Origin of the sequence: Haladaptatus sp. DYSN1 (assembly GCF_029489995.1) — an archaeon.
GTDB lineage: Archaea > Halobacteriota > Halobacteria > Halobacteriales > Halococcaceae > QDMS2.
In genome coordinates this window covers 222,199-248,179 of sequence record NZ_CP120472.1, presented here as the reverse complement: position 1 = coordinate 248,179, position 25,981 = coordinate 222,199, and the positions used below count along the sequence as shown (strand labels likewise).

Below are 25,981 nucleotides of genomic sequence, written 5' to 3'. Positions count from 1 at the left end.
GGATTCTACTCGTCGAGGACGGTGATTTCGTCCCCAGGTCGAATCGTGCCGCCTTCGAGAATGTCGGCTCGCAGGCCGCCGCGGTGGGTGAGCCCACTGAGAACGCCGTCTGCGGTCACGCGCTGGAGGTGACTGCACGGCTCACAGAGGCGGTCGCCCCGACAGACCACGTCCCCGACTGTGAATCGCTTGCCGACGAGGTGATTGAGCGCCGCATCGCGCGTCTCCACGTTGCGTCGATGTTCGCCGGGATTGAGTGTGAGTCCAGCCTCGCGCTCGATTGCTTCGATGGCTTCCTGTTCGATGAGCGTCAGGTCATACCCCGTCGGCCGGTCCTCGTCGCGCTCCCACTCGACGAACGTTCCCGACTCGATGTCCCGAAAGTACCGGTCGCCGCGGAGGCCGGCTCCGGCGACCGCCTCGACTGCCGACTGTTCGCGCATCTCTGCTTCTGCCTCAGGAGCGATAAAAATCCGCTCGACTGTGCCCTGTCCGTTCATACTTCACTTCGGTACGTCCGAATCTTGAGTGTATCCCCTGGGAATCGCGGACTGTGCCCGGTCTATCCCAGCGGGACGAACGGGAGCGTCGCTCGCTCTTCGCTCGAGTAGTCGAGTGCGCCTGCCTGCGAGACTCCCGCCGGCGTGAGCAGGTCCACGATACGCGGTGCGTTTTCGACGGCCCCTGCTTTCGCCCCGCCAAACACCCACTCGGCGTTCGATTCTGCGACCGGGCGAAGCGTGCCCCGGTCCTCCGATTGTACCATCGGAATGACTTCTAGATTTGCGGCATCGACGCCGTCGAACGCGGCCCGGTCGAGGGTGAGCGTGATCGTTCCGGCGTCGGTATCGACGCGCTGGTCGAGACTCACTGCTGACCCCGACTCAGTAGTGAGCGTTCCGCCGCCTGCATTCACGGCGCTCTTGGTGAACCCGCTCACTTCGAGGCGGTAGTGCCACGGCTGTTCGAACTCGGTCGTCGCCGCGAGGTCCGAGCGACTTTCGGTCGTCCCTCCTTCCTTGGCCGGGTCGCGTACCCAGAGCACGAACATGTGTGGTGAAAAGCCGGTTCCACTCCCGAAGGCGTTGTAGAGGTTCTCGACCTCGAAGGTGAACTCGTAGAGGGTGTCGGTCTGTGCGGCCGAGAACGATTGCAGGTCGAACGCACCGGATTCGAAAGCGGCGTTCGTCGGGTAAGTGTAGGAACCGGGGCCATCGTCGTCACCATCTGCATCGGTGAGCGTCGCGACCGTCTCCGGTGGTTTGACGCGCACCGTCTGTGCGGCAAGTTCGGTTCCGTCGGTGGTTCTGACGGTCACGTCGTAGGTTCCCGGGTCAGCTATCGTGTAGACGAAGTCGTCGGTTTGCTCACTGCTGTTCGGCGGGAAGCGGACGTTCTCGGTCGCGACGACGTCGCCATCGACCACCAGTTCGACCGTCGTCCCGCCGATGTAGTCACCGTCGTTCGACCCCGTCGCAGTGATGAACGATTCTTTGACGAACGTCTCGGCTGGAATCGACACGCTGAGGTCCTGCTGTGGTCGTTCGTAGGTCGGCAGCGTGGCGATTTCTTTGCCGCGAGCGCGACGCAATCGGATGGCCGTCCCGCCAGAGCCGACCATCGACGCGAGAATCGTCGTGCTCGGATTCACGAGCACCCGGTCGATGCGCACGTCTGCGAGGTTTTCGTCGTAGGTGGCGTCGATTCCGTCCGAGTAAATCTCCGCGACGTACTTCGGTCCCTTCGCGTGCTTGCCAGGGCCCTTGCTCAGGAAGTCGAGCCGAACGTCCAGCGCCCGCCCGTTTCCGTCGGTCATGGCTCCGACGTACCACTCGTCGTCCTTCTGCCGGGCGGTGACCGTGTACTCGCCGATGGCCGAATCGAGGACCCGGGTGTCACTCCATCCACAGGCGGGCACGTCTTTCACGAACTGGAACTCGGGAACTGTCGGCCCGCGAATCGGGTCCGTCTCGGGGTCGGGCATGACCGCCCCCGGCTGCGTCAGCGCGATAGCGTCGAGGTTGAACCCGCCGCTGTCGCCTTCGCCGAGTGTGAGGTTCAGGTCGGTCTCGCCCGCGGCGAGCGAAACCGTCGTCGAGGCCGTTGCCCAGTCGTCCCAGTAATCCGTCGGTGCGAGTGTGAGTTGGGTCGTCGTCTCGCCAGCCGACACCGTCACGGTGCGCGGTTCGTCGGCCGGGACGGCGTTTTCCTCCGCGTCACTCGCATAGCGCAGGTGGAGGTCGTACTTCCCGCGCTCGGGCACATCCTCGACGGTCCACGACACGCTCGCACCCGTGTCTGCGATGTTGAGGTCGAATCGGACGTATCGGCCGCCCTGGGCGTTCGCCCACTTCGCGGCCCGTGGCAGGCCCTCGCGGTCGGCGAATTCGGCTTGTGCGACCGACCCGACGGCGACCGTCGCTGCCTGTTCTGCGAGGTACGAACTCGGCAAGTCTGCGACCATGTGCAGGCCGCTGAAGTAGGTCGGGTACATCGCGAGTTGCTTCGCCCGCGTCGTCTCGATGCCGCCAGACCCGGAGTCCATGTCGAAGATGCCGGGCGTGTACTCGACTGGCCCGCCGAGCATCCGGGTAAATGGGAAGGTGACGTGGTGGTCGGGGCTGACGTAGCCAAAGGAGTCGTACTCCTGGCCGAGGACGCCCTCGCGGGTCATCACGTTCGGGTAGGTCCGGCGCTCCCCGGTCGGTTTGATGGGTTCGTGCACTTCGAGCATCTGACGGTGGTTCGCCGCCTCCTGATAGACGAGGTGGTGGTGGTTCACCAGCGCCTGACAGTGGTGGTTGTAGGTCTTCCCGTCGACGGTCATGCCATCGTCTGCGACGTAACCGGTCTTGATGGACCGAATCCCGAGTTCCTCGTAGAGTGCGAATGGATTCGGCGAGTCGTCGAGTTGCGCCTCGTAGTTCACGAAGTTCCCAGAGGTTTCGTTGTGAGAGGTCATCTCGACCGGTGGGTCCAACTGGAGACCGTACTCGGTGACCTCGCGCAGGTCGAAATCGGGGTAGGGGTCGTCGAAGTCCATCGTCGTCCCATCGCCGGGGAACGAGTCCCAGCCCTCGTTCCACCCTTCTACGAGCACGCTCGGAATGTCGTGTTCGCTCGCGAAGTCCATGTAGCGTTTCATCCGGCCGGTCTGTGCGCCGTGATTCCCGGTCTCCGGGCCGTTGTACTCCCAGTCTGCACGGCCGGTAATCATCATCCACCACACGCCGAGGAACTTCTGTGGAGTGATGAAATCGGTCCCTTTCGGGAATGCATCCGCGTCGAACGGTTCGTTCAGGTTGACCACGAGATTCGACTCGACTAGTGCCCCGGGTCGGTCGGCAACCTGAATCGTCCGCCACGGCGTCCGGTGGGGGGCAGCTGCAGTGACTTTCGACCCGTCGGGCATAGGTGCGAGGACGGATTCGAACGTGGTGGCTCCCGGGGAAACAGGTTCGAGGCCCATCCCGGCGTAATCGACGAGATTCGCCTCGTGGATGCTGACGTAGCGATTCTCGTCGGCCCGCATGGTCATCGGCGTGTGTGCGCCGCCGAAGGGACTCAGGTCGCCGATTTCGCTCAGGACTGACTCCGTGTACTCGTACTCGTAGCTGTTGAAGTCGTTTTCAATCCACCACGCGGTGTAGTCACCCGCGAAGGCGAACTCGGTGCGCTCTGCGGTGATGGTGAAGTCTCCGAACCCGCCGTTCTCGGGGAAGACGTAGCGAAAGCCGAGGCCGTCGTCGAAGGCGCGAAATTCGAGGGTCAGCGAGCGACCCGGTGAGCCTGTTTCCTCGAACCCGATGCGGAGCGCCCGGTAGTGCTCGCGAATCTCGTCGTACTGGTCCCAGAGCGGTTCCCAGGTGTCGTCGTACGTCGTCCGCTCTGTGCCCGTAACGCGGATGCCGTCGCCGAACGGTGCCTGCGTGGCGAACTCGAACCCAAGCATCGAGTCCTCGACGACCGTCTGCCCGTCGTAGGCGACGCTGTAGACGGGAACGCCGTCTTCGAGGTCTATCGTCGCTTCGACGCGGCCATCGGGGGATTCGAGCGTCTGTGGCATGGAACTCGTTCCAGTATCGACTTTCGCCGCTGTTTCTTCTGCGAGGGAGAGGGACAACGCAGACGCCGCTGCGAGCGAGGTGAGGCCGCTCACGAACGAGCGTCGGTCGAGGGGCAACCCAGAGCAGGATGTTGGTTCGTCAACCATTATTTCCACCAACACGAACAAGAATGATAAATTTACTGCAACTTGAATTAATTTTAATAATATATCGAACCGATTAGAAGTCAGACGGTTCATTCCGTGGCACGAAACGGACAATCTGAGCAGCGTATCACCGGAATAAACGCGTACACAACGGAGCGTGCACGCGGTATGCAGAACGGTTGAAAATTACCCTCTAACAGTAGTAAAAAATAATTGCAAATTTGTAGAATAGCAATCAATTTCAATGGGGAATCTCGTTGCCATTGAATAGCACATGGCAATACAGTTTGCACACAGTCCACTGCTCACCTTCGCGGTTGGACTCGTCCTGGTCGTCCTGCTCCTCGTCGTCTGGGACCTCCCGGCGTTCGTGGGCCTCGCACTCGCCGCTTTCGGCGTGGGAATCGTGAACGCCGCGTTCGTCCCCGATTTCGCCCTCGCACAGGCGGCGACGAAAACAGCAACCGAATTCGGCGCTGGCATGGCCGGCATCGGGATTCCCATCCTGATGGCCGCCATCATCGGCAAGTCGATGCTCGAAAGCGGCGCGGCCCAGCGCATCGTCCGGTCGTTTCAGTCGCTCGTGGGCACGGGCAACAGCGACATCGCACTGTGGGGCAGCTCCACGGTCCTCGCCATCCCGGTGTTCTTCGACAGCGTGTTCTACCTGATGGCTCCCCTCGCCCGCTCGATGCGGGCACGGGTGGGCAAGAACTACGCGCTCTACCTCGTGGTCGTCGGCGCGGGCGCGGCCACCGCACACGTGTTCGTTCCGCCGACGCCCGGCCCCCTCGCCGTCGCCGAGCAGATTGGTGCTGACCTCGGCGTGACGATGGCCATCGGCGTCGCGGTGGCCGTCCCCTCCGCGACGATGGGCGGCCTCGTCTACGGGCGCTGGATAAACCGTCGGCTCGACATCCCACTTCGCGATTCGATGGGCACCACCACGGAGGAACTCAAAGAACGTGCGAAACGAGACACCGACTCGCTGCCGGGAGTCCTCGAATCGATTTTACCCGTCGTCCTCGCCGTCGTCCTCGTCGGCTCGCTCACCGTGGTCGATGCGCTCGTCGGTTTCTACCCCGACCTCACGACGGTCGAACCGTTCGTCGCCTTCGTCGGCGACAAGAACGTCGCGCTCACCGTCGCGGCCCTCGTCGCGGCCTACACCTACCTTCGCTGGAGCGACCTCGCGCGGCCGGCGTGGGAATCTGAACTCACGGAAGCCCTGAAAAGTGGGGGAAACATCGCCGCAATCACCGCGATGGGTGGCGCGTTCGGGGCGCTGCTCGCCGCGTCCGGTATCGGCCCATACCTCGCAGACAGTCTGGAGGGCGTCGGCATCGGCCTGCTCGTGACGGCGTGGCTCATCGCCGCCATCGTCCGCATCGCACAGGGGTCTGCCACCGCAGCCATGCTCACCGCCGCGGGCATCATGGCCCCACTCGCGAGCCAACTCGCCGTCCACCCCGCCTACCTCGTGATGGTCATCGGCGCGGGCGGCAACATCTGCTCGTGGTACAACGACTCCGGGTTCTGGCTCGTCAAGGAAATCGGCGGCCTCACCCAGCGCGAGACCCTGCAGACGTGGACGGCGCTCACCACCATCATCTCGATTACCGGCCTCGTCGTGGTGCTCGTCCTCTCGACGCTGTTCCCGTTATAGGGAACTCACACGTAACTCGCGGGCTGGCAGTCGCGCCGACTCGTGCCGGTTTCGTCACTTTTTCGCGTAGTGTCTGATGAGTCCGCACTCCGGGCAGACGGCCACGACCGTACCCAGTTTCTCCTTGACGCCGAGGCCGCCGAGGAGTCCCGGCTTCGGTTCGTTGGTCACGAGATAGAGTTTGAAGCCGTCGCCGGTCTGTAGTTCCATCTGTTCCATCCCCACGCCACAGTCTGGACATCGTCTGGTGGTCGCCATCGTCCCGTACAAAATGACAGCCGGGGGTATTAACGCAGCGTCCACTGGCTCGATCAGCACGTCGAAAAATGGGCCGAAACCCTTCGAGGATCTACTCCCGTCCGCCGGCAGCCGGGGATACCTTGAACGTGTAGATGCCGGTGGTCATGTCGCTCGCGACCACGAGGTCACGCGCTTCGTTGTAATCGGCACCCCACGCGTTCGGGGCCGAACCGAGCCACTCTGCGCCGTTCGCTTCGTCGGCTTCGTCGTCGGTTTCGTAGATGTCTACGGGGACGGGGTCGGTCGGGTCGCTCATGTCGTAGACGACGACACCCTCGTGGTAACCGCCGTCGACGAGGAGCGTCGTGTTCCCCTTCGAGATGATGTCGTGGTTGTGCGTCGTCCAGTCGTAGGTCTCCTTTTCGTCGTCGCCCTGATACTCTGCGTTCGGCGAGTAGGTGAAACCGATGTGTTTCGGGTTCTCCGGGGACCCGTCACCCCAGCCGATGTCGAAGATGTGCTTGCCACCGGGCCAGCCGTGGCCGATTTCGTCGCCGACGACCGCGAGTCCGCGTTCGGGGTCGTAGTTCGCGTAGTGACAGCTCTCGAAGCCGGGTTCACCCTGTTCGAGGCGCTCCTCGCTGTAGTCGGGCCGCCCCTCGTAGTCGAATCGACCGACCTCCGTCGGGGCGGTCGGGTCGCTCATGTCCATGATGACGTAGCCGTCGAGGCCGCCACCGATGTACGCACAGTGCATGAACTCGGTGTCCGGGTCGATGACGAGGTCGTGGAGTGCGCCGGCGGGACCGGCTTCACCAACCTTCTCCGGGTTCCACGGGTCGCTCACGTCGAAGATGTCGAACCCTGTGTTCTCCTCGTCCTCGTGCCCGCCGTGGGCGTTCGTAGTGTAAACCACGTCCGCGTTCGGATGGGCGAAGATGTTGTGCGTGTCCTCCGCTTCCAGTCGGCCCACGATTTCGGGATTCTCCGGCGTGGTGTCGCCGTAGCCGTAATCGATGATTTCGACGCCGCCGACGCCGTCGTCGTCGTTTGGCTCCTGTGACCGGTAGTAGAGGCCATCGCGGGTGTCGAACTTGGCATCCGCGTTCCGGGTGTGTTTGGAGGAGGGCACGCGGTGGACCTCCGTCGGCTGGGTCGGGTTCGTGATATCCACGAGGAAACTCCCGCCTTCGCCGAAGAAACTGCCGAGGACTGCGTACTGTCCGTCATCGCGGACGTCGACCTCGGCGTAACTCCCCGGCGGGTCGGAAAGCAGTGAGTGGCCGAGTTTCTCGATTTTGCCCTTTGGCTTCGATGCGCTCACGGTCCCGATTCCTGCGCTCCCGAGAACTGCCCCTGCCCCGAGTGCCTTGAGAACCGAGCGGCGAGTGTTTTCCACCATGTTGTATTCCCAACAAGACTGATTATGGATTAAAATAATTATGGACGAAATCAAGCAGGTTTGACGTGCTTATCGTCGTTCATTCCCCTTCGTCACCTCGAATGGGAGCATCATCTCCTGGTCTTCGTGTTCGAGGATGTGGCAGTGCCACGGGTAGCGACCGGCAAAGTTCTCGAACGTGGTTATGATGCGCACCGTTTCGTCTGGATTGACCCGAACCACGTCCTTGTCCCCGCGCTCGTTCGGGAGCGGTTCAGCCGTGCCGTCCGGTCCCCGTCCGATGACTTCGAAGCCGACGAGGTGCATGTGAATCGGGTGGGTGTGGTGGGTCATGTTCTCGAACTCCCAGATCTCCGTGGAGCCGAGTTGCGGGTAGACGACGGCGTCTTCGTCGTTCCAGTGAGCGTTGTTGAGTAGGTGCGTGTCCAGTTCACCCGTCATGTTCATGTTGAGCGTCATGTGACGCGTTTCCTTCGCCGCCTGCTCGCGGAACGTGGTTCCACCGGGAAGGTCCAACTCCGCGGGTTCCGCGCTGTCGTCTTCGGGTTTCTCCGCCGGGTCGGTCACTCGAACCTGAAGCAGTTCCGGAAGGTTGGACCCCGCGTTCTCACCCTCGTACGGGAACTCGGCGTCGTTCGTGAGCGTGAACGTCTCCCCTGCGAACTCGCTGAAATCCACGATGACGTCGGCGCGCTCGAACGGAGCCAGCGTCAGCGAGTCGAGGTCGCCTTCGGGGCCGATGGAGACTACCGATTCGAGGAATCCCTGGTCCGGGGCGAACTGGTGGACCTGTGGTGCCCCCGTCCCGTCGTCGTTCGAAAGTCGCATGTTGAACGTTCGGCCGTTCGACTGGTTCACGAGCCGGAACCGGTACCGCCGCGGTTCGACTTCGAGATACGGCCAGGCCGTGCCGTTTACGACCGCGGTGTCCCCGGAAACGTTCGGCTCGAACGACTCGGGATAGTGCAGCGCCCCATCTTCCTCGAAGGCTTTGTCCTGGAACAGGAGGGGTATCTCGTACTCGTCGCTCGGCAGATTCATTTTCTCCTCCTGCTCGCTCCTGATGAAGTAGAACCCGACCAGCCCCGCATAGTTGTTGAGACGGGTGATGCCGAGCGCGTGGTCGTGGTAGGTTGACGTCATTCGAGATTGTCGGTTCGGAATCTCGTGGACCGACTGGGCGAACAGCGGCCCTTCAACCCCGTCCGGTGAGGTCCAGGCTTCCGCTTTCCCGTCGCTCTCGGGTTCGATGTTCAACCCGTGGAAGTGGGTCACCGTTCGGACTTCGGGGACGGGGCCGTCGTAGTCGGGGTAATCGTCCGGGTTCGTGCCGTTGACTCGTTCGTCAACTGAGAGCAGGTGGTCGTCGGGGAGCGCGCTATTGTCGAACTCGACGGCGAGACGTTCGTGCGTGTTCCCCTCGATGAGTGGTCCGGGGAATTGCCCGTCGAAGCCCCAGAGCGTCGTGTCGGCGAGGTCGGGATGGAAACTGTGGTCGAACTCCTCGAGTTTGATGTGGTGGTAGTCTGCACCGTTTCGCTTGCCGTCGGGGGCTTTCGCGCTCGGAATCGGAACCGGCTCGACGAATTTTTCGAGGTTGGGAGACGGTTGGGCTCGTGCGGGCGCAATCGAATTGAGGATGGTCCCGGAGAGGCCGAGTGCGGTCCCCGCCTGAAGCACGCGCCGTCTGGTTACCTCTCTCATCGACGATTCGCTCCTTCGTTCGCGACGGGAAGTGCGGATGCGACGCTGAACTTGTCCGGAGGGCTACATCGCGACATAGCAGAGACATGAACACGATGTAATTAATCCTTTTTACCGATACGATTATCAAAGACTCTGGCTGAATTTTTCACCGTTTGCTGCCAGTTTCGTTCGGTGGTCAGCCGCCCGCCCATGCCGTTAACGGAAAGCACAACGTGGTCAACGGTGGCGACATGCACACCGAGGGGCGTCGCTCGTGTCGATTCTCATTCTCGCTGTATGCCTCTATTCGTCAATGAACAACCATTAGAAAACTTTTTTGCATAGCACTTTTAATTTAAATCGAAATTAAACAATGGGAAAGAAATGGGCGCGACGAAACTTCCTTCGCACCGTTGGCGCAACCGCACTCACGCTTCCCGTGATGACCACGACGGCCGCCGCCGCCCAGGCCGACTTCGTCTGGCCGGTTTCAGACCACATCAACTCTCCGTACGGCCCACGCGGAAGCGGCTACCACTACGGGGTCGACATCGACGGCGAAACCGAAGACCCAATCTACGCTTCCCGTGCGGGGACGGCGTACGCCGCAGAGGACCCGAGCGGCTATGGTCAGTACATCTACATCGACCACGGCGACGGGTACGTCTCAGAGTACGGCCACGTCAACAGTTACGACGTTTACGACGGCGAGTGGGTCGAACGCGGCGAACAGATTGCTGGTATGGGGACCACCGGTTCGTCGACCGGCGTCCACGTCCACCTCGAAATCGAGCACGACGGCTCGCCGCAGTCGATTCCCGGCGATAAGGGCGACTGGGTCACGCAGGGCGAACCCATTCCGAAGGACTTCCCCGGCATCGGCGGAACCGACACCGACAACTATTACAGTTGGCCAACCTACTCCCGGGGCGACCAGTCTGAGGGGGTCTACTCGATTCAGTACCTCCTCGAAGAGCAGGGGTACAACCTGAACTACCACGACGGGATTTACGGCTCCGAGGTCGAGAACACGGTCGAATCCTTCCAGTCCAGCCAGGGACTCAGCGTCGACGGCATCGTCGGGCCGAACACGTGGGAAGAACTCTACGTGACGGTGTACGACGCGAACAATGACCCCTACTGGGCGACCTACGGCGCACAGCACCACCTCCGCTACGACCAGGGCTACAGCATCTCGGTCGACGGCTACTACGGCCCAGAGACGGAGGGTGCAGTCGAGGACTTCCAGTCGAACGCCGGGTTGACTGTGGACGGCATCGTCGGGCATGACACGTGGCAGGCACTGATGGACCTCTAACACGGACACCGACGGCTCTCACCACGCTTTTTGCGGTGAAACTCACCGACACTAATAGCTGAATTAACCACCTCGGCAATGAACTATAATAACTAGCGGGGCCGACTGCGGGTATGACGGAATCGGCGACTATTCTGAAAGTGGTGGATGGGGATACTGTGACCGTCGAACTCGAAGACGGAACCGAGGAGACGGTTCGCGTCCTCGGCATCGACACACCAGAGACGGGGGACAACGTCGAGGCGGAGCGGCGCGCCGAATGGGAGGGAATCGGCGACCTCGACTATCTGGGGAAGTGGGGGGACCAAGCCAGCCTGTTCGCGAAGGACGAACTCGCCGGCGCAGCGGTCGAACTCGAAGCCGACGAAAACGAACCCGACCGCGGGACCTACGGCCGCCTGCTCAGGTACGTCCGATACACCCCGAGCGACGGCGACGACTCAGTCGTCTACAACCGCCGGGCCGTCGCTGAAGGATACGCCCGCGTCTATCACTCTGGATTCGCCCACCACGACGATTACCTCGACGCGGAACTGGATGCCCGTGCCGACCAGCGCGGCGTGTGGAAGCGAAGTGACCCGGACGCCTCGCCAGAGATTCGCGACAAACCGGTGGGTAAACTGTACGTGCCACGGGCAGCGAGCATCCACACAGAGACGGGGGCTGTGGACGAATCGCGCGTCCCGGTGTTCGCCGAATCGAGCGCGACCCAACAGCTCGATTCCGGCACCGCGTACGACGAGGCACTCCCGCTCGTTGCCGTGGACGAGGAGTCGCGGGTCGCACTGGTCTCCGGCCCGCTCGTGGATGAATCGTACGAAGAGGCGGAGAGATTCTCGGAAGACACGAGTCGATACGGAAACTTCCCGTTCGTGACGAATCTCCTCACTTCGCTCACGGACCGCTCGGGATCAATTTTCGTCGACGGCGGCCACGGCCAGTTCAACGCCGACTTCGCCCTCTCACTCGAGGACATGGCCTACTATCTACGCTTCCTCGAGGGACAGGACGTGGCCCTCCATCAGGTCAACTCGTGGACCGAAGAAACGCTCGCTGAGGCTCGGGGAATCGTCGTCACCGCGCCGGCGGAGCGGCTGACCGAGGACGAACGAGCCGCACTCGCGTCGTTCGCAGCGTCTGGCGGGGCCGTTGTGCTGGTCGGCCACGCCGCGGCCGATATGCCAGCGCGTGCTCGGGAAAATCTGAACGAAGTCGCTGCCGCCCTGGACACTGACCTCCGCCTCAATGGTGACACCGTCTCCGACGAGGCGTCCCACCTCGCAGACGACCCACGGCTCGTCGTCACGTCGAACCTGAACAGCGAATTCGAACACCTCTTTTTCCCGGTCACGCAGGAGCAATCCCGCGACGGCCACCTCGCCGTAAGCGAGATTCGACCGTCAGTCGAGGGGCACGAGTATTCTGAACTCGTCGTCCTCGAGAACACTGGCGACTGCCCTCTCGAGATCTCGAACTGGCGCGTCGAAGACGCCTCTGGCAAGCGCTTCGAGTTCCCCGTCGGAACGACCCTGCCGGTCGGCGGTCGCGTTCAGGTTCGAACCGGTGACGGCGAAGACGCGGTCGTTCTCCACTGGGACCACTCCCAGGGCGTCTGGAACGACGATGGCGATACCGTTTCCGTCGTCGATGATACCGGAACGGTCGTGGCTGAACGGACGTACTGAACGGTCTTCGCATGCCGCCCGTCCCAGAATACAACGCTCCGTCGCGTTCGACCGGGTAAATTTCCGCTGCTCTCGGATATTTACCAGTGCCCGGCGTTTGCTTCACCATGGCTGACGAGCAACTGAATCGGGGCTTAGAGGGCGTGGTTCTTGCGGAGACGCGACTCAGCAGCATCGACGGCGAGGCAGGCGAACTCACCATCGGTGGGTTTTCGGTCGGCGAACTCGCCTCGAACGCGACCTACGAAGAAAGCGTGTTTCTGCTGTTGCACGACCGACTCCCGACGGTCTCTGAACTCGCCTCCTTCCGCGAGGAACTGGCCGCAAACCGTGCTATCACGCCAGAGGTGACGGCGGTTCTCGAACGGGCGGCCCGCGAGGAGCGTTCTGCGATGGACGCACTGCGCATGGGCGTCGCGGCCGCCAATCTCGGCTTCGAAGGCGGTGCTGATACCGACGCCCTCCTGAAGCGTGTCGTCGCCGTCTTCCCGACAATCGTGGCCGCTTATTGGCGGTTCCGAGAAGGGAACGACCCACTCGCCCCACGCGACGACCTGGGTCACGCCGCGAACTACCTCCACATGCTGACGGGCGAGGAACCGACCGACGACGCGGTGCGAGGCCTCGAAACCTACCTCAACACGGTTATCGACCACGGCCTGAACGCCTCGACGTTCGCCGCCCGCGTCGTCGTCTCCACCGAATCCGACCTCGTGTCCGCGGCGACCGCGGGCGTTGGGACGCTCAAAGGACCGCTGCACGGCGGCGCACCCGGCCCGGTCCTCGAGATGCTCATGGCGGTCCACGAATCCGGTGATCCTGAGGGGTACATTCAGGAGAAATTCGACGCAGGCGAGCGCCTGATGGGCTTTGGCCACCGCGTCTACAAGGTTCGCGACCCGCGTGCGGAGGTGCTCGAAACCGCCGCCAAACGCTTCTACGCGGGCAACGACGAGAGCGCCTTCTTCGAGACGGTCGAATCGTTCGAGGAACTCGCCGTCGAAAAGCTCGCAGAACACAAACCCGGTCGCCGCCTCGACACCAACGTCGAATTCTACACCGCCGCGTTGCTCCACGGCGTGGGCATCCCACAGGACCTGTTCGCGGCGACGTTCGCCGTCTCCCGGGTCGGTGGCTGGATAGCCCATTGCAAGGAACAACTCGCCGACAACCGCCTCATTCGACCGCGAGCCCGCTACGTCGGCGAGACGGGAAGGCAGTGGGTCCCGGTCGGGGAGCGGTGAGCGCGTCTCTCCTGGTCAGCACCTCGCACCCGATTTAATGACCTGACCAATACGACCGTTCGACTACCTTGAAACTAACTCACGAACAGAGAATCGTGAAAAATATATATTTTTATGCAACACCTGCTGGGAAATTCAGCATTCACAATCATTACGTGAATACTTTTCGGAGAAACACCTAACATGGCGGCCAGAGACCTACTATCCATAGTGCTTCGACTAATGACGCGGTGTCCGACTGCGGAGGTGGCGTGAGATGATTCAGTGCTTCGACTGCGACCACACGTATCTCTATATAGGTGCTGACTCGCACCCTGGCATCTGTAACGAGTGTGGGTCACGTTGCGTCAGCCTGAGCGGCGAAGCCGTTATCGAGACGGTCGAGACCCACGAACCGCTCGTCGAATCGTTCGACACGTATCTCGACGTGCGGGTGTCGGATGCGACAGACCGGTTGTTCCACTACATGTTCAGCGTCCAAGAAGACCGCATCGCCCGACTCGACCTCATCTGTGTCGGGGAGTCAGAACTCAGAAGGGAGACTGGCTGGCCGGACGAACTCCTTCCGTCGGTGGTCGTCGACGCGGTTTCCGACGCTGGCTACGCGATTCCCGGACGCGCCCTTCAGCGAGACTGACAGAGACGGCTGGAGCGCCGTCATTCCTTTTACTGGTGGTCTCCCATTGACACGTAGGGAGGATGGTTCTCACTGACTCGTTTGGGGTGTTCGCGGGGGCGATTGCGCTCGGTGCGTTCCACGGCATCGAACCCGGCCACGGGTGGCCAGTCGCGGCCTCCTATGCCCTCGGCACGGCGAACAAGTGGGCCTACGGACTGGCCGCGAGCGTCATCCTCGGCGTTGGCCACCTCGTGAGTAGCATCGCGATGGTCGGGGCGTTCTTCTACGCGAAAGCGTACTTCGACCTCACGGAGGTCAACCAGCCCATCACGATTTTCGGCGACGTGCAAATCGGTGGCCCAGTCAGTCTGGCCGCCGGATTCCTCCTCATCGGTCTCGGCCTCCGCGAATACGTCTCCGGACACTCCCACGGTCACGGCGGGCACGACCACGATCATCCACACAGCCACGAGGCTGGTCACTCCCACGACCACAGTCACGACCATAGCCATTCCAACGACCACGCTCGCGATTCTCACACCGACCGCGGCCTGCTCGGCATCGCGTGGTTCGCCTTCCTCCTCGGATTCGCCCACGAGGAGGAGTTCGAAATCATCGCCCTCTGTGCCGGGTCTGACTACTGCCTCGAACTGATGGGCGCGTACGCCCTCACGGTCATCGCTGGTATCGTGGGACTGACGCTCCTGCTCATCGCCGGCTATCAGGAGTTCGAGGAGCAAGTCGAGCGGTACACGCCTTACCTGCCCGTCTTCTCTGCGGCGGTGCTCGTGGTCATGGGAGTGGGCTTCATCAGTGGCCTCCTGTGAGGCGGCGCCTCTTACACACTGCGTCGTCGCTCGACTCGCTCCTCTCGTTCACCGTGAAGAGTTGCACTATTGCAAAGAAGGGCTAAATCCACACCTATCCTACGTCTCCTATGCGCGAGTACGTCTTCCTGTTCGAGTACGAGCGGGGGGTCCACGCGGTTCGGGACAGCTTCATCGACCACCCCGAGTTGATGGCCACGACGCTCGCAATCTCCGCGTCGACGGATTCTCGGTGGCGCGTAGAGCGTATCACAGGTCCCGAGGACGCACTCGATACGCTCGAAGCCGTGTATCTGAATCCGGACATCTGCAACGAGTGCATCTACCCCCATCCCGCGTGCGACGCGGTCGCTGTCTACGAAGTTCTCGAAGCCGAACCGACCGCCCGGACCATCTACCGTTCGACGACCGAAGTCGAGTTCTGTTACTCGGTTTCCTCGCTCGCCGTCGCCACGCTCGGCTCTGGGCTCGTGTTCGACGCCGTCCAGCGCGGCCCCTACTACGAGTGGCGCGTCCTCGTCCCGGCGGGCCGCGACCTGAGCGCCTTTCACGAGGCGCTGCACGCAGACCTTCCTGCGGGTGTGACGCTGTCCATCCGCCGGGTCGGATCGCCGGAACCGTGGGCACACCGCCGTCCGAACCGGGAACTCGCCCTCCCGTACGAACAGCGCGTCGCGCTCGAAACCGCGACTCGGCTCGGGTATTACGAGCACCCGCGACGCGCCGACTTGACGGACATCGCCCGCGAACTCGACCTGCCGCTTACGACGCTCAGATACCGACTTCGCCGGGCGGAGGCGTGGGCGGTGTCGCTCGCCGCCACCGCGACCCAACCCGGCGGCGCATTCCGAGAGCATTCTGATTTCTCACCCGACACGTCGTCGCCACTGGTCGAGCGATAGGCCGCCGGCTGGCGCAAAACCGTGTGTAGTGAACCGATTTGCACTACTACAAACGCAGGCCTATCGCCTCCGCCGTCGTCTCTTTACCTGTATGTCGAGCTTACAACAGGGAGAACGGATGCCTCACACGCGCGTCCGCAAGAAGTACAGCATCGGTGGTGGCGTCGAATGTATCCACCCCGTCGAAAACCGCCGATATCTCGGTCATCAGGGAGAGGGGGCGTACTTCCAGTGTACACTCTGTGAGTCGGTGGTTATCAGCTACGGACGCTAGCCAATATCGATTTTTCGCGCTGGAATCGCACTCAGAGAGTGCAGCGTCAGGCGGCCAGGTACTCTTCGATGTAGGAATTGAGCGCAGAGCGGAGGTCCTTGATTGCCCGTGGGTTGTCGGCGGTCACGCGTTCCAGTATCGCTCCGTTGATCATGGACAGAAAGAGTTGCGCCGTCGCCTCGGAGTCGACTTCCCTGAAGGTTCCCTGTTCGATGCCCGATTCGAGGTACTGCTCGATCGTCTCGCGGATGAAGCGGTCGGTCTTCGTGAACTGTTCGCGGTAGACCTCGTTGTGCGGAGCCTGCGCGCGGATTTCCAACAGCGCGGTCTGGAACTCCCGTTGTTCGTCGTCGAGCGCGGGAGGAATGAGGCGGTCGAAAAACGAACGCAACTGGGCCTCCGCGTCGTCCCACGCGTCGAGTGTGATGTCCGCGGCGAACTGGTCGATGAGGTACTCGAGGAAGGCGACCAGCAGGTCGTCTTTACCGTCGTAGTGATGGTAGAGCAACGATTTGCTCTTTTCGAACTCCTCTGCGATTTTCGAGATAGAGAGGTCTGCGTACCCGTGTTTTCGGAGTGCTTGATACGTCGCCTCCATTATCGCCGTCTGGGTGTCGCTCGTGTTCGATGAAGCTGAGGTTGATGTCATGATTGAACCGTCTTCAGTGGCCGTCGGTCGGGGTCTTTTTCGTCGTATTACCGTCGGCCATTAATAGTTATCTCGTCTGGTCGGCCGTCGTACTAACAGGCCGAACAGTTCGCGACCCCGGCGATACGGGGCGACTCATCGAACCGACGAGCGCGCCGAGTGTGACGAGGAGGGCCGAAACGAGTGTCACAGCGGAGAGGCAGGCGGCGGGACGCCGGGCGCGAACGATTACGGCCTACTTTGACTAAACATTCGTTCAGCAAGAAGGTTTCGCTATAAAAAGCCGGCCGCCGCGAGCTTTCACGCGACGATGTCGTCCCAGATGACGGCCGCAGACGGCGTGACGAGCAACGAGGCGACGAACGAGAAGAACACGCTCAGCGCGATGACGAGTCCGAACTGACCGAGGACGGGCGTAATCGCCAGCGCGAGAACTCCGGTTCCCGTCGTGGTCGTCAGCATCGACCCGGCGAGTGCCCCACCGGTACCTCGAACCGAGTCGTCGAGGGCGCCGTGAACCTCGCCCTTCTCGTCGTACTCCTCGGCGAATCGGTGGACGATGTGGGCGGAGTAGTCGATGCCGAGTCCGATGGCGATAGAGAGCACCGTCGCGGTGAGGGCGTTTAGCGGAATGTCCAGCAACCGCATCGACCCCGCGAGCAGCGCGACGGTCACGACGATGGGGATGAGATTGAGCACGCCGAGCGACGGGCGACCTTCGAGTAGCCAGTAGACGAACACGAGGAAGATGCCCGTGGCGACGAGCGCAGCGATGAGGCTCTGGATGGCCGACGCGAAGATGATGTCCGTAATCGCGGCGAACACCACCGTCTGGCCCGTTGCGATGGCGGTCATCCGATACTCGGCGGCAACCGCTCGTCCGTCTGCGGTCACCTCGCCCTGCGTCGCAGAGGCTTCCGTGGAGTAGACGACGCGTGCCGTACTGAAGTCCTCGCTCACGTACGAGAGTGCCTGCTCGCGGACCGGCGAATCGAGCAGGTATTCGTAGATGGCTTCGAGGTTGTCGTCGGGAACGCCGTTGTCGTTCAGGTCGTTTCGCTCGACCAGCGCGGCGAACTGCGAGTCCTGTCTGGCGTAGGACCGAATCACGCTGACGATGCTCGACGCTTCTGCCTCGCGGTCACGGGTGACGAACGACGGTGGCGGCGTCTGTGAGGCGCGGTGAATCTGCTCTAAACTGTCGTCCTGGCGCATCGGTTCGTCGATGAACACCGTGACTGTGTTGCCCTGTGCGGACTCGAAGTTTTCCTCCAGGAAATTAAGCGACTTCGTGACGGTGTAGTCGCCGGGTGCGAACGGTTCGGGGAGCGCCTCGATGTAGTCCGGTATGTCTTCGGGCGGCAGGAAGTCCTCCTGTGAGAAGGACGTATCCACGCCGGTTCCGTACGCGCCAGCGGCGGCCGAAGTGACGAGCAACAGCCCGAGAAACGCCTTGGGCGCGCGGGCGGCGAACCAGTTGCCGACCGTGAGCGCCCGGCCGAAGGCGGAGTCACCGCTCCCGATGGGCGTCGAATTGAACGCAGGGACGCCAGCACGTTCGCGCCACTCGTCTAAGAGAATCTTGAGCGATGGGAGGAACACCCCGAAGATGAGGAACGTAAAGACGATGCCGATGGCTGCGACCAGCCCGAAATCCCGGATGGGACCGAGGTTGCTCAGCAGGTTGGCCGCGAATCCGAGCACCGTCGTCCCGGTGACGATGAAGAACGCGACGAGCAGTTGGTCCGTCGTCGGACGCATTGAGCCACGGATTCCCTTCCCCGTCGCCCGCTCCTCGCGGTAGCGATTGATGGCGTGGATTCCGAAGTCGATGCCCACCGCGAGCAACAGGACGGGGACGGCGATGGTCATCTGGCCGAACGGGATGCCGGCGAGGCCCATGAACCCGAACGTCCAGACGATGGTCATCCCGAGGGCGACCAGTCCAAGCAGCAGGTCGATGGGGTCGCGATAGGCGAACAGCATAAACACGAGGATGAGCACGAGCGCGGCGGGCACGACGATGGCGAGCGAGTCACCGATGACGCCCGACAGTTCGCCGGAAGTGATGCCGCTGCCGAACACCGTGAATTCGCCGTCTGCGGCGTTTGCAATGTGTTCGACGCTCCGCTGGATGTCGGTGAGCGGACTCGTCCCGCTCGTGCCTGCCGACGAGGACACCCCGCCTGGAACCTCGTGGGTAACCGCACCGATTGTTGCGGAGGCGGTCGCCGCTTCGGCGTTGAAGTCGGTGCTCAGAAGTGAGGCGAATCCGGGCGCAGCGGCCGCCCGTTCGACGGCGGCATCGACTTCGCCGGGCGTCGCCAGTCGAATTGCCTCCTGCTGAGCCGACAGTGTCGTCGCGTTCGGGTCGAGTTGCCGGGCAACGATTTGCGCCGCGCTCGACGTCCCCGTGACCCGGAGGTCCTCCTGGGCTGCGATGCGCTCCTGTAGCGCGAGCATCCGGAGCAGTGCGGGTTTCGAGAGGACGTTTTCGCTCCGCTGGATGAGCTGGGTCGACCCGGTGTCCGTCTCGAACGCGCCCGGCCCGAACTCCTCGTTTACCTCCTCGAAGGCTTCCTGTGCGGGCACGCCGTCGAGGAACTGGCTCGTTCCGGCGTCGGTGCTCACGCCGCCGAGTCCGGCGGCGAGTACCGCTGTCACGAGAAGGAAGGCGACGACCACCGTCTTCGGGCGGTCGACGATCCACCGGTCGAGTCGTTCGAGAATCGAGTCTACAGACACCATCTATCGGTATCGCGTGTAGGCGAAGCCAATCGCGCCGAGTAACACGACGGCCACGCCGCCGATGAGCGTCATCGAGACGCCCCCATCGTCCGTGGCGGCAGTCAGCCGAATTGGCACCTGGTAGGTGTCAGAGAGGCGGGTGTCACCGTCCGGCTCGTCGTACTGGAAGTCGAGTTTGAGCGGGTAGGCCCGCTCGTCGGCGTCTTCGGTGGCCGAAAGCTCGAACTCGACGGTCGTCGATTCACCCGCTGCGAGCGACGGCACGTAGGATTCGTCGCTGTCGGCCGAAATCGGGTCGTCGACGAACGCTTTGGCGTTGATGTTCGTGAGGTTCTGGTCGCCGTTGTTCGAGAGACGGAGGGTGACGCTGTCGCTCGAACCCGCCGCGAGCGAGGTGTTGACCGGTTCGACGCTGAACACGTCACGCTGTCCGGCGACTGTGACCTGCTCGCTCAGCGTGCGGCTCTTTCGTTGCTCGCCGTCTGCGTTCTGGTACTGCACGACGACGGAGAACTGTCGGGGGCCGGCCTCACTGCCTTCGCTCACGGAAACCGGGAAGGAGAACGAGGCCTCTCCACCGGCTTCGAGCGACCCGACGGCGTACTCCGGGGATTGGGTGCTGATGCCCGTTCCAATCGGCTGGAGGACCACGACGGCGTTTTCGACGCCAACGGGTCCGTCGTTCACGAGCGTTCCCTGCACTCGTCCTTCGGTGTCCACGCGGAGGTTTGCAACGACCGAATCGAGCGCGAAGTCCTGTTCGTCACCGACCGTGACGCGGGTCATGAGCGGTGACGTCTGTCGGGATTCGTCGTCCGCGTTCTGGTAGTTGACGACGAACGAGAACTGTCGCGGGCCGGGTTCTGCGCTCTCTGCGACGCGGATTGGGTACTCGATGGTCGCCGATTCGCCCACGTCGAGCGTGCCGAGCGGCTGGCTCGGCTCGACGGGCACGACCGTCTCACCGTTCGGTTGCATGGCGATGGTGGCGTCGTGGAGCGGATTCGGCCCACGATTCGTCACCGTCGCGGTGAGCGTCCCTTTCTCACCGACGAAGAGGCGACTCGACACGTCGGTGAGTTGGGCGGTCTGTTTTCCGGCTGGCGTCACGCTCGTCGTGAGTTTCTGTGAGGTCTGTGTGATGCCGTCTTCCGTCTCGTAGGTCACGGTGACGTAGAGGGGCAGCGGCCGGGTTTCCGCGTCGGGAGTCGCCATCCCCTCGAAGCTCACCTGCTTCGTCTCGTCGTCGCCCCATTCGCCGACGTAACGCGAGGCGCTGGCGCTGTTGCCAAAGGCGATGGTCGGCGAGCCAGATTGCACCTCGACGACGGCCGAAGTGACCTCGTCGCCGACGTTTTCGAGGTCGAACGTGACGTCACCGCGTTCGCCGACGCTCACGTCGGAGCGAACGTCGTTCACCTGAAAGCGCGCCCCGTTTGCGACTTCGACTTCGATTTCTGGGCGAGCGGTTCTCGTGACGGTCTCGCCGTCTGCGTTCGTGTACTCGTAGCGAACGTCCACGTCAACGTCGTAGGTGCCCGGTTTCGCGTCCTCGTCTACGGTGATGGCGAACGTCGCGGGTATCGTCGCGCCGTTCGGGACCGACCCGAGTGGAATCGTCCCGGTCTTCACGTCGATGGGCGCGCCATTCTCGTCGAGAGAGACGCGGACGTTCCGGGCGGTTCCCGAGGCGTTACCCGCCCCGCTCGTGGCCGAATTAACGAGTTGGACGCCGAGTGAGGTCTGCGAACCCGGCTGGACGGTGTTGTCCGGTGCGTACGCAGAAAAGCCCGGTTGAAGTGTGGTCGCCGCCCCGAGCCCGGTCGCGCCAAGCGCGGACCCGACCAGCAACAGGACCAGGCCGACCGCAGCCGCCCGTCTCATCGATGGTGCCTCCGTATCGCCGACGAGGAGGAACCAGTTCTCGCCAGCACGTATGGGCTGAACATTTGTTCAATTCGTGGCTAACGGTCCCATCGCTAAAAGTGTTTGTACTATCCTACAAACAGTACTGGATTCCAGTATTCGGCCTTATGGTGTCGATTTTTCTCCGGAAAATTCGTTACTTTGACCGCGATACGAGCGGTGGACTTATCTTGACCGAGTGTTCAGTTAGGGTGTGCTATCGTCTCGCTTCTCGACCCAGTCGCGTTCGCTCGGGAGGGGCCGACTCCGCCCGCTGCCGCGAGCGGCCAACGCAGACACATGAGCGACCCAGATGGTCTCACGGCACTGCGCCGCCTCGGTCTGTCCACCTACGAGGCGAAGGTGTTCGTCGCCTTACAGCGTCTCGGTCCCGCGACCGCGAGCGACATCGACGCGACGACCGACGTTCCGCGCTCGCAGGTGTACGGCGCGGCGGACGACCTCGAAGCGAGAGGCCTCGTCGAGGTCCAACAGGAGACGCCAAAGCGGTACCGTTCGGTGTCGCTCGACGAGGCAGAACAGCGACTGAGAGACCGCCTCGACGTGGAGACGAATCGGGCCTTTTCGTACCTCGAAACCGTTCAGGGCGAGGGCGCTGGGGACGAAGCCCACCAGGAGAACATCTGGATGCTCCGGGGGTCGGCCACGATAACCGACCGCATCGAATCGCTGATTCGTGAGGCAGACCGACAGGTCGTCCTCGCCGTCGGCGAACGCCTGCACACCCCTGCCCTCGAAAACGCCCTGGCCGCGGCCGTGGCCCGTGGCTGTGTGGTCACGGTCATCTCGGAGGACGAGTCAGTCATCGAGTGGGCTGAGACAATCGCCGACGTTTCGGTCCACCGACCACCCCACGAAGTCGACACGGAGTCGACGATTGCCGGTCGCTTCCTCATGGTGGACGGGCGCACCATCATGATTGGCATCCTGAACGAGTCGTTCGGGAACCCCCAGGAGACGGGAATTCTCAGTTCGGATTCGGGTTTCGCCCAGATTTTCATCGGGCTGTTCGAATCGCATCTGCGCGGGTGACACACCGTTTTGGCTCCTCGCACGGGAAGGACGCACGAAGCCGTACGCTGCGAGAAAGACGAGTGAGCACGGCGGAAATCTGGCGGCGAAACGCTATTTCTTCACTATATTTCTATGTTGTCTTCATATAAAATTCAAAATACTAATTCGCTAAAATTTCTGGCGAAGCTTCGATGCCCCCGACAAATCAACCCAACGCCAGCGAAGACGAACCGGACGACGAACGACGCACCTTCCTCAAGACAATTGGCGGTACGGCGGCCGCAGCGACGACACTTGCTGGAACCGTGAGCGCAGAGCAGACCGGGGCGGACACTGTCCCCCTGACCCATGGGGTCGCGGCAGGCGACGTAACAGCCACGACAGCCGTCGTCTGGGCGCGGGCCGCAGACGAGGGCGTTCTTCACGTCGAATTCAGCGTCGACGACTCGTTCGACAGCGCACGCGAGCAGCGAACGACGGTCGATTCGACAACCGACTACACGGGGACCATTCGTCTGAGCGGACTCCAGTCAGGGACGCGCTATCATTACCGAGCGTGGGCGACGAACCGGAACGAGTCCGCCTCGGACGCTCCCGCCTCCGCACCGACTGGCACCTTCGTCACGCCACCGAAGGAAACTGACGCTGCGCCAGTCACTTTCGCCTGGACTGGTGACACGTGGGGGTACGGCACTAACCCTATCGAGCCGCCGTTCACGGGGTTGCAGACGATAGCTGATCTCGATCCCGAGTTCTTCCTCTACCTCGGTGACACCATCTACGCCGACGCCGACACGCCGGCCGGGAAGATTACCGACAACACGCCTCCCGGCGAAGCTCTCGACATCTACCGGGGGAAGTACAAGGAGATGCGCGACCCACCCGCTGAGATTGCAGACCGGTCTAACCTGATGCGATTGCTCGAATCGACGTCCGTCTACACCGTCTGGGACGACCACGAGGTCATCAACAATTTTGCGGGGCCTATCGAACCGCTCATGCCCGAGGGCCGTCGGGCGTTCGAGGAGTACTGGCCACTCGACCGAGGTGGGCGCGGAAAGGGTTACGAACACCGCCTCTACGACTCGTTCCGCTGGGGCGAGCACATGGAACTGTTCATCCTCGACACCCGCCAGTACCGTGACCCAAACATCGACCTCGATTCGAAGACGCTACTCGGTGCGGAGCAACTCGCCTGGCTGAAGGACGCGCTCTCCGACTCGGACGCGACGTGGAAAATCCTCGCCTCGCCCGCGCCGCTCGGCTATCCGTCCGACTCCTGGGCGACCGAGACTGAGCGGACCGGCTACGAGGCCGAACTCCTCGACGTGGTTGAACACATCCAGACCGAACCGATTTCGAATCTCGTTGTGGTGGCAGGCGACGTTCACAAGTCTGTCGTCGGCGCATACGACCCTGACGACGACGGCGAATTCGAGTTCTACGAAGCCATTGCCGGCCCACTGGGCGCACCCTCCGGCGAACCGGACGACCTGTACGCCCCGCTCAACCCGACGAAATTCTTCGCGAAAGGCGGCTACCTGAACTTCGGGACCATCTCGATTGGAGAGTCGGGTGAGACGCTCACCGTCAGCATCTTCGACGAGGACGGCGACGAGCAATTCGAGAAGACCATCGAGGCGTCAGTCCTCGAACCCACCGCGGTTCCGGCCCGCATCGAGAGCACCTTCGACGACGACCCAGAGGGCTGGCTCGTCTCGAAAAACGGCGGCAGCGACCGACCGGAATATCACGCCGAGGGCGGCAGCCCAGGCGGGCACGTCAGCGACGAGGAGAACCAGGGCGGCGTGGCGTGGTACTATCAGGCACCGTTCAAATTCCTCGGCAACCGGGAGGCGTTCTACGGTGGCACGCTCTCGTTCGACATTCGCCAAAAGCAAACTGACCAGCAGTTCGACGCCGACCCAATCGAAGGAGGAGATATCCTGCTCCAGAGTGGCGACCGCAAACTCGTCTACGAGTTCCGCGGGCCCGACTCGACTCCGGAAACGGAGTGGACGACGCTCGATGCCCCGCTTACCGCAGCAGCGACGTGGGTAGATATGCAGAGCGAGGAGCCACTCGCGACCGAGGAGGCGTTCCGCGAGGTGCTGTCGAATCTCGAATTGATTCGGATTCGGGGTGAGTATCGTGCTGGCGACGACCGAAGCTATCTCGACAGCGTCGTCCTCGAACGGGACTGAGCACCGTACCCAGCACACGCAGCTTTTCGGTCGGTGAGACAGGGCTAACCGTTCATCACGCTTACCTCAGTGAGGTGAAAGACGATGGATATCGCTGAGGTCATTTCGTCGGAGTTCGTCGAGTTCGATATCGGCGCGCCGCTTTCGAAGGTCGCTGGTGCGTTCGCAAATCAACAGCTTGACGCGGTCATCGTGACAGACGGAGACGAATATTGGGGCATCGTTACCCGCCGTCAACTGGCAGCGTCGTCCAATCACTCGTCAGCCAAAGTGGGGTCACAACTCCACCACGTGCCGACCGTCGAGCGGACGGAGGACGTCCGCGAAGTCGCCCGCCTCATGATCGGAAGTGGCGCGAAAACGCTCCCGGTGGTGGAGAATGACCACATCCTCGGCGTGGTAACCGCGAATGCGGTGCTCGAAGCCGTAAAACCGTTCCTCGACGTCGTGACCGTCGACGACGCCTACTCTGAGGAACTGTTGCGTGCAGCACCCGATACCACGCTTGGGGAGGCTCTCAACACGCTCCGCCGAGCCCGTATCACGCATCTGCCGGTCACCGAAGCAGGAACACTAGTGGGGATGTTGAGCCTGTACGATGTCATCGAGTTCACGACGCGCGGCGGGCGCAAGAGCCAGGGTGGAACGGCTGGTGATTTCGGTGGGCGCGGTGGTGGCGGGCAGAAAGCCGGTGGTACCCACGGTGGGTTCGGTGCACGCGAAGGTGATACAGACCGTATGCTCGACCTCCCCGTGCGTGATTTGATGACTGATGGAGTCGTTACGGTGAGCCGCGATGCTACCCTCGACGAAGTGGTCGAAACGATGTTCGACCGAGAAACCTCCTCGCTCGTCGTCACGGCTGACAGTGCGACCGAGCCGGTTGGAATCATCACGAAGACTGACGTCATCGAGGCGCTCACCTGGGAGGAAACGGGGCGACGTGGGGTGCAGGTCAGCGGCATCGAACTGCTCGACGACATGGACTACGAGGAGGTCTCGACGCTAATCGAGGGTCTCGACACAAAGTATCGCCAGATGAATGTCATCAAGGCGAGTATCGAACTCAAAGAGCACAAAGAGATGAGTCGGGGCGTGCCGCTGATTCTCGCTCGGATTCGATTGGTCACCGATAGGGGCTACTTCACGGCCGACGGCGAGGGCTACGGTGCGTCACACGCCATTCGCCTCGCGGCAAACGCCGTCGAACGCCAACTCCTCAAGGGAAAGACGTACGCCAGTTCGAAAAAACACCCAAGCCTAGCCGAGCAGGAGCGTCTCTACGGCTGGTGGCTCGGCGGTTGAGTGACCTCACGGCAGGGGAGGACGCCTCCTCTGCCTCATGTAGCCATCGTGTAGATTCG

General features: G+C 62.3%; 19 protein-coding genes. 11 read left to right on the top strand and 8 right to left on the bottom strand.

What is annotated here, in order from left to right:
- Positions 1–5: 5 nt before the first annotated feature.
- A complete protein-coding gene (locus P0648_RS18870) occupies positions 6–500 on the bottom strand; it encodes an MOSC domain-containing protein (protein WP_277506425.1) in 495 nt (164 codons plus the stop codon).
- 62 nt (positions 501–562) lie between these two features.
- Positions 563–4,213, bottom strand: coding sequence for a glycoside hydrolase family 97 catalytic domain-containing protein (locus P0648_RS18865; RefSeq protein ID WP_277506424.1), 3,651 nt, complete (start codon positions 4,211–4,213; stop codon positions 563–565).
- 274 nt (positions 4,214–4,487) lie between these two features.
- On the opposite strand from P0648_RS18865, the gene P0648_RS18860 reads away from it, so the two are divergent.
- Positions 4,488–5,879, top strand: coding sequence for a GntP family permease (locus P0648_RS18860; RefSeq protein ID WP_276248733.1), 1,392 nt, complete (start codon positions 4,488–4,490; stop codon positions 5,877–5,879).
- Between the two features lie 54 nt (positions 5,880–5,933).
- Here P0648_RS18860 and P0648_RS18855 read toward each other — a convergent pair whose 3' ends face one another.
- The 3 genes from P0648_RS18855 to P0648_RS18845 all read right to left on the bottom strand — a co-directional run bounded on the left by P0648_RS18855 (position 5,934) and on the right by P0648_RS18845 (position 9,225).
- Positions 5,934–6,137 carry a hypothetical protein gene (locus tag P0648_RS18855; RefSeq protein WP_276248732.1) on the bottom strand — a complete coding sequence of 68 codons (204 nt, stop codon included), beginning with the start codon at positions 6,135–6,137 and terminating at the stop codon, positions 5,934–5,936.
- 91 nt (positions 6,138–6,228) lie between these two features.
- The gene (locus P0648_RS18850) at positions 6,229–7,521 is read right to left on the bottom strand and encodes an LVIVD repeat-containing protein (protein WP_277506423.1); all 1,293 of its coding nucleotides are present in this window, start codon (positions 7,519–7,521) and stop codon (positions 6,229–6,231) included.
- Positions 7,522–7,590: 69 nt separating this feature from the next.
- The gene (locus P0648_RS18845) at positions 7,591–9,225 is read right to left on the bottom strand and encodes a multicopper oxidase family protein (RefSeq protein ID WP_277506421.1); all 1,635 of its coding nucleotides are present in this window, start codon (positions 9,223–9,225) and stop codon (positions 7,591–7,593) included.
- 355 nt (positions 9,226–9,580) lie between these two features.
- Here P0648_RS18845 and P0648_RS18840 point away from each other — a divergent pair, with 355 nt between their 5' ends.
- The 7 genes from P0648_RS18840 to P0648_RS18810 all read left to right on the top strand — a co-directional run bounded on the left by P0648_RS18840 (position 9,581) and on the right by P0648_RS18810 (position 16,076).
- On the top strand, positions 9,581–10,525 hold the full coding sequence (locus P0648_RS18840; RefSeq protein WP_277506420.1) for a peptidoglycan-binding protein: 945 nt from the start codon (positions 9,581–9,583) through the stop codon (positions 10,523–10,525).
- Positions 10,526–10,638: 113 nt separating this feature from the next.
- On the top strand, positions 10,639–12,210 hold the full coding sequence (locus tag P0648_RS18835; protein WP_277506419.1) for a lamin tail domain-containing protein: 1,572 nt from the start codon (positions 10,639–10,641) through the stop codon (positions 12,208–12,210).
- 107 nt (positions 12,211–12,317) lie between these two features.
- The gene (locus P0648_RS18830; RefSeq protein ID WP_277506417.1) at positions 12,318–13,454 is read left to right on the top strand and encodes a citrate synthase/methylcitrate synthase; all 1,137 of its coding nucleotides are present in this window, start codon (positions 12,318–12,320) and stop codon (positions 13,452–13,454) included.
- 256 nt (positions 13,455–13,710) lie between these two features.
- Positions 13,711–14,091 (top strand): hypothetical protein, encoded by a 381-nt coding sequence (locus P0648_RS18825; RefSeq protein ID WP_277506416.1) that lies wholly within the window; start codon positions 13,711–13,713, stop codon positions 14,089–14,091.
- Positions 14,092–14,153: 62 nt separating this feature from the next.
- Complete coding sequence (locus P0648_RS18820) at positions 14,154–14,900, top strand: hypothetical protein (RefSeq protein ID WP_276275017.1); 747 nt, start codon at positions 14,154–14,156, stop codon at positions 14,898–14,900.
- Between the two features lie 110 nt (positions 14,901–15,010).
- Complete coding sequence (locus P0648_RS18815) at positions 15,011–15,802, top strand: helix-turn-helix domain-containing protein (protein WP_276248724.1); 792 nt, start codon at positions 15,011–15,013, stop codon at positions 15,800–15,802.
- 118 nt (positions 15,803–15,920) lie between these two features.
- Entirely contained in the window at positions 15,921–16,076 is a 156-nt protein-coding gene (locus P0648_RS18810; RefSeq protein WP_277506414.1) for a hypothetical protein, read from the top strand.
- A 46-nt stretch (positions 16,077–16,122) separates the two neighbouring features.
- Here P0648_RS18810 and P0648_RS18805 read toward each other — a convergent pair whose 3' ends face one another.
- From P0648_RS18805 to P0648_RS18795, 3 genes are all read right to left on the bottom strand, one after another.
- Complete coding sequence (locus P0648_RS18805; protein ID WP_276248722.1) at positions 16,123–16,725, bottom strand: TetR/AcrR family transcriptional regulator; 603 nt, start codon at positions 16,723–16,725, stop codon at positions 16,123–16,125.
- Positions 16,726–17,025: 300 nt separating this feature from the next.
- A complete protein-coding gene (locus P0648_RS18800) occupies positions 17,026–19,473 on the bottom strand; it encodes an RND family transporter (RefSeq protein WP_276275018.1) in 2,448 nt (815 codons plus the stop codon).
- Positions 19,474–21,357: a CARDB domain-containing protein gene (locus tag P0648_RS18795; RefSeq protein ID WP_277506411.1), complete on the bottom strand. Its 1,884-nt coding sequence runs from the start codon at positions 21,355–21,357 to the stop codon at positions 19,474–19,476.
- Positions 21,358–21,678: 321 nt separating this feature from the next.
- Here P0648_RS18795 and P0648_RS18790 point away from each other — a divergent pair, with 321 nt between their 5' ends.
- The 3 genes from P0648_RS18790 (at position 21,679) to P0648_RS18780 (ending at position 25,922) form a co-directional block, all read left to right on the top strand.
- Positions 21,679–22,431 carry a TrmB family transcriptional regulator gene (locus P0648_RS18790; RefSeq protein ID WP_276248719.1) on the top strand — a complete coding sequence of 251 codons (753 nt, stop codon included), beginning with the start codon at positions 21,679–21,681 and terminating at the stop codon, positions 22,429–22,431.
- A gap of 173 nt (positions 22,432–22,604) precedes the next feature.
- The gene (locus P0648_RS18785) at positions 22,605–24,617 is read left to right on the top strand and encodes an alkaline phosphatase D family protein (RefSeq protein ID WP_276275021.1); all 2,013 of its coding nucleotides are present in this window, start codon (positions 22,605–22,607) and stop codon (positions 24,615–24,617) included.
- A gap of 84 nt (positions 24,618–24,701) precedes the next feature.
- Positions 24,702–25,922, top strand: a complete 1,221-nt coding sequence (locus P0648_RS18780) for a CBS domain-containing protein (RefSeq protein WP_277506410.1) — start codon at positions 24,702–24,704, stop codon at positions 25,920–25,922.
- Positions 25,923–25,981 lie beyond the last annotated feature (59 nt).

Coding starts and splice junctions, on each gene's coding strand:
- P0648_RS18810 (WP_277506414.1), top strand. CDS start 15,921: ATGCCTCACACGCGCGTCCGCAAGAAGTACAGCATCGGTGGTGGCGTC.
- P0648_RS18860 (WP_276248733.1), top strand. CDS start 4,488: ATGGCAATACAGTTTGCACACAGTCCACTGCTCACCTTCGCGGTTGGA.
- P0648_RS18835 (WP_277506419.1), top strand. CDS start 10,639: ATGACGGAATCGGCGACTATTCTGAAAGTGGTGGATGGGGATACTGTG.
- P0648_RS18805 (WP_276248722.1), bottom strand. CDS start 16,725: ATGACATCAACCTCAGCTTCATCGAACACGAGCGACACCCAGACGGCG.
- P0648_RS18790 (WP_276248719.1), top strand. CDS start 21,679: ATGAGCGACCCAGATGGTCTCACGGCACTGCGCCGCCTCGGTCTGTCC.
- P0648_RS18855 (WP_276248732.1), bottom strand. CDS start 6,137: ATGGCGACCACCAGACGATGTCCAGACTGTGGCGTGGGGATGGAACAG.
- P0648_RS18780 (WP_277506410.1), top strand. CDS start 24,702: ATGGATATCGCTGAGGTCATTTCGTCGGAGTTCGTCGAGTTCGATATC.
- P0648_RS18800 (WP_276275018.1), bottom strand. CDS start 19,473: ATGGTGTCTGTAGACTCGATTCTCGAACGACTCGACCGGTGGATCGTC.
- P0648_RS18840 (WP_277506420.1), top strand. CDS start 9,581: ATGGGAAAGAAATGGGCGCGACGAAACTTCCTTCGCACCGTTGGCGCA.
- P0648_RS18785 (WP_276275021.1), top strand. CDS start 22,605: ATGCCCCCGACAAATCAACCCAACGCCAGCGAAGACGAACCGGACGAC.
- P0648_RS18825 (WP_277506416.1), top strand. CDS start 13,711: ATGATTCAGTGCTTCGACTGCGACCACACGTATCTCTATATAGGTGCT.
- P0648_RS18850 (WP_277506423.1), bottom strand. CDS start 7,521: ATGGTGGAAAACACTCGCCGCTCGGTTCTCAAGGCACTCGGGGCAGGG.
- P0648_RS18845 (WP_277506421.1), bottom strand. CDS start 9,225: ATGAGAGAGGTAACCAGACGGCGCGTGCTTCAGGCGGGGACCGCACTC.
- P0648_RS18865 (WP_277506424.1), bottom strand. CDS start 4,213: ATGGTTGACGAACCAACATCCTGCTCTGGGTTGCCCCTCGACCGACGC.
- P0648_RS18795 (WP_277506411.1), bottom strand. CDS start 21,357: ATGAGACGGGCGGCTGCGGTCGGCCTGGTCCTGTTGCTGGTCGGGTCC.
- P0648_RS18815 (WP_276248724.1), top strand. CDS start 15,011: ATGCGCGAGTACGTCTTCCTGTTCGAGTACGAGCGGGGGGTCCACGCG.
- P0648_RS18870 (WP_277506425.1), bottom strand. CDS start 500: ATGAACGGACAGGGCACAGTCGAGCGGATTTTTATCGCTCCTGAGGCA.
- P0648_RS18820 (WP_276275017.1), top strand. CDS start 14,154: ATGGTTCTCACTGACTCGTTTGGGGTGTTCGCGGGGGCGATTGCGCTC.
- P0648_RS18830 (WP_277506417.1), top strand. CDS start 12,318: ATGGCTGACGAGCAACTGAATCGGGGCTTAGAGGGCGTGGTTCTTGCG.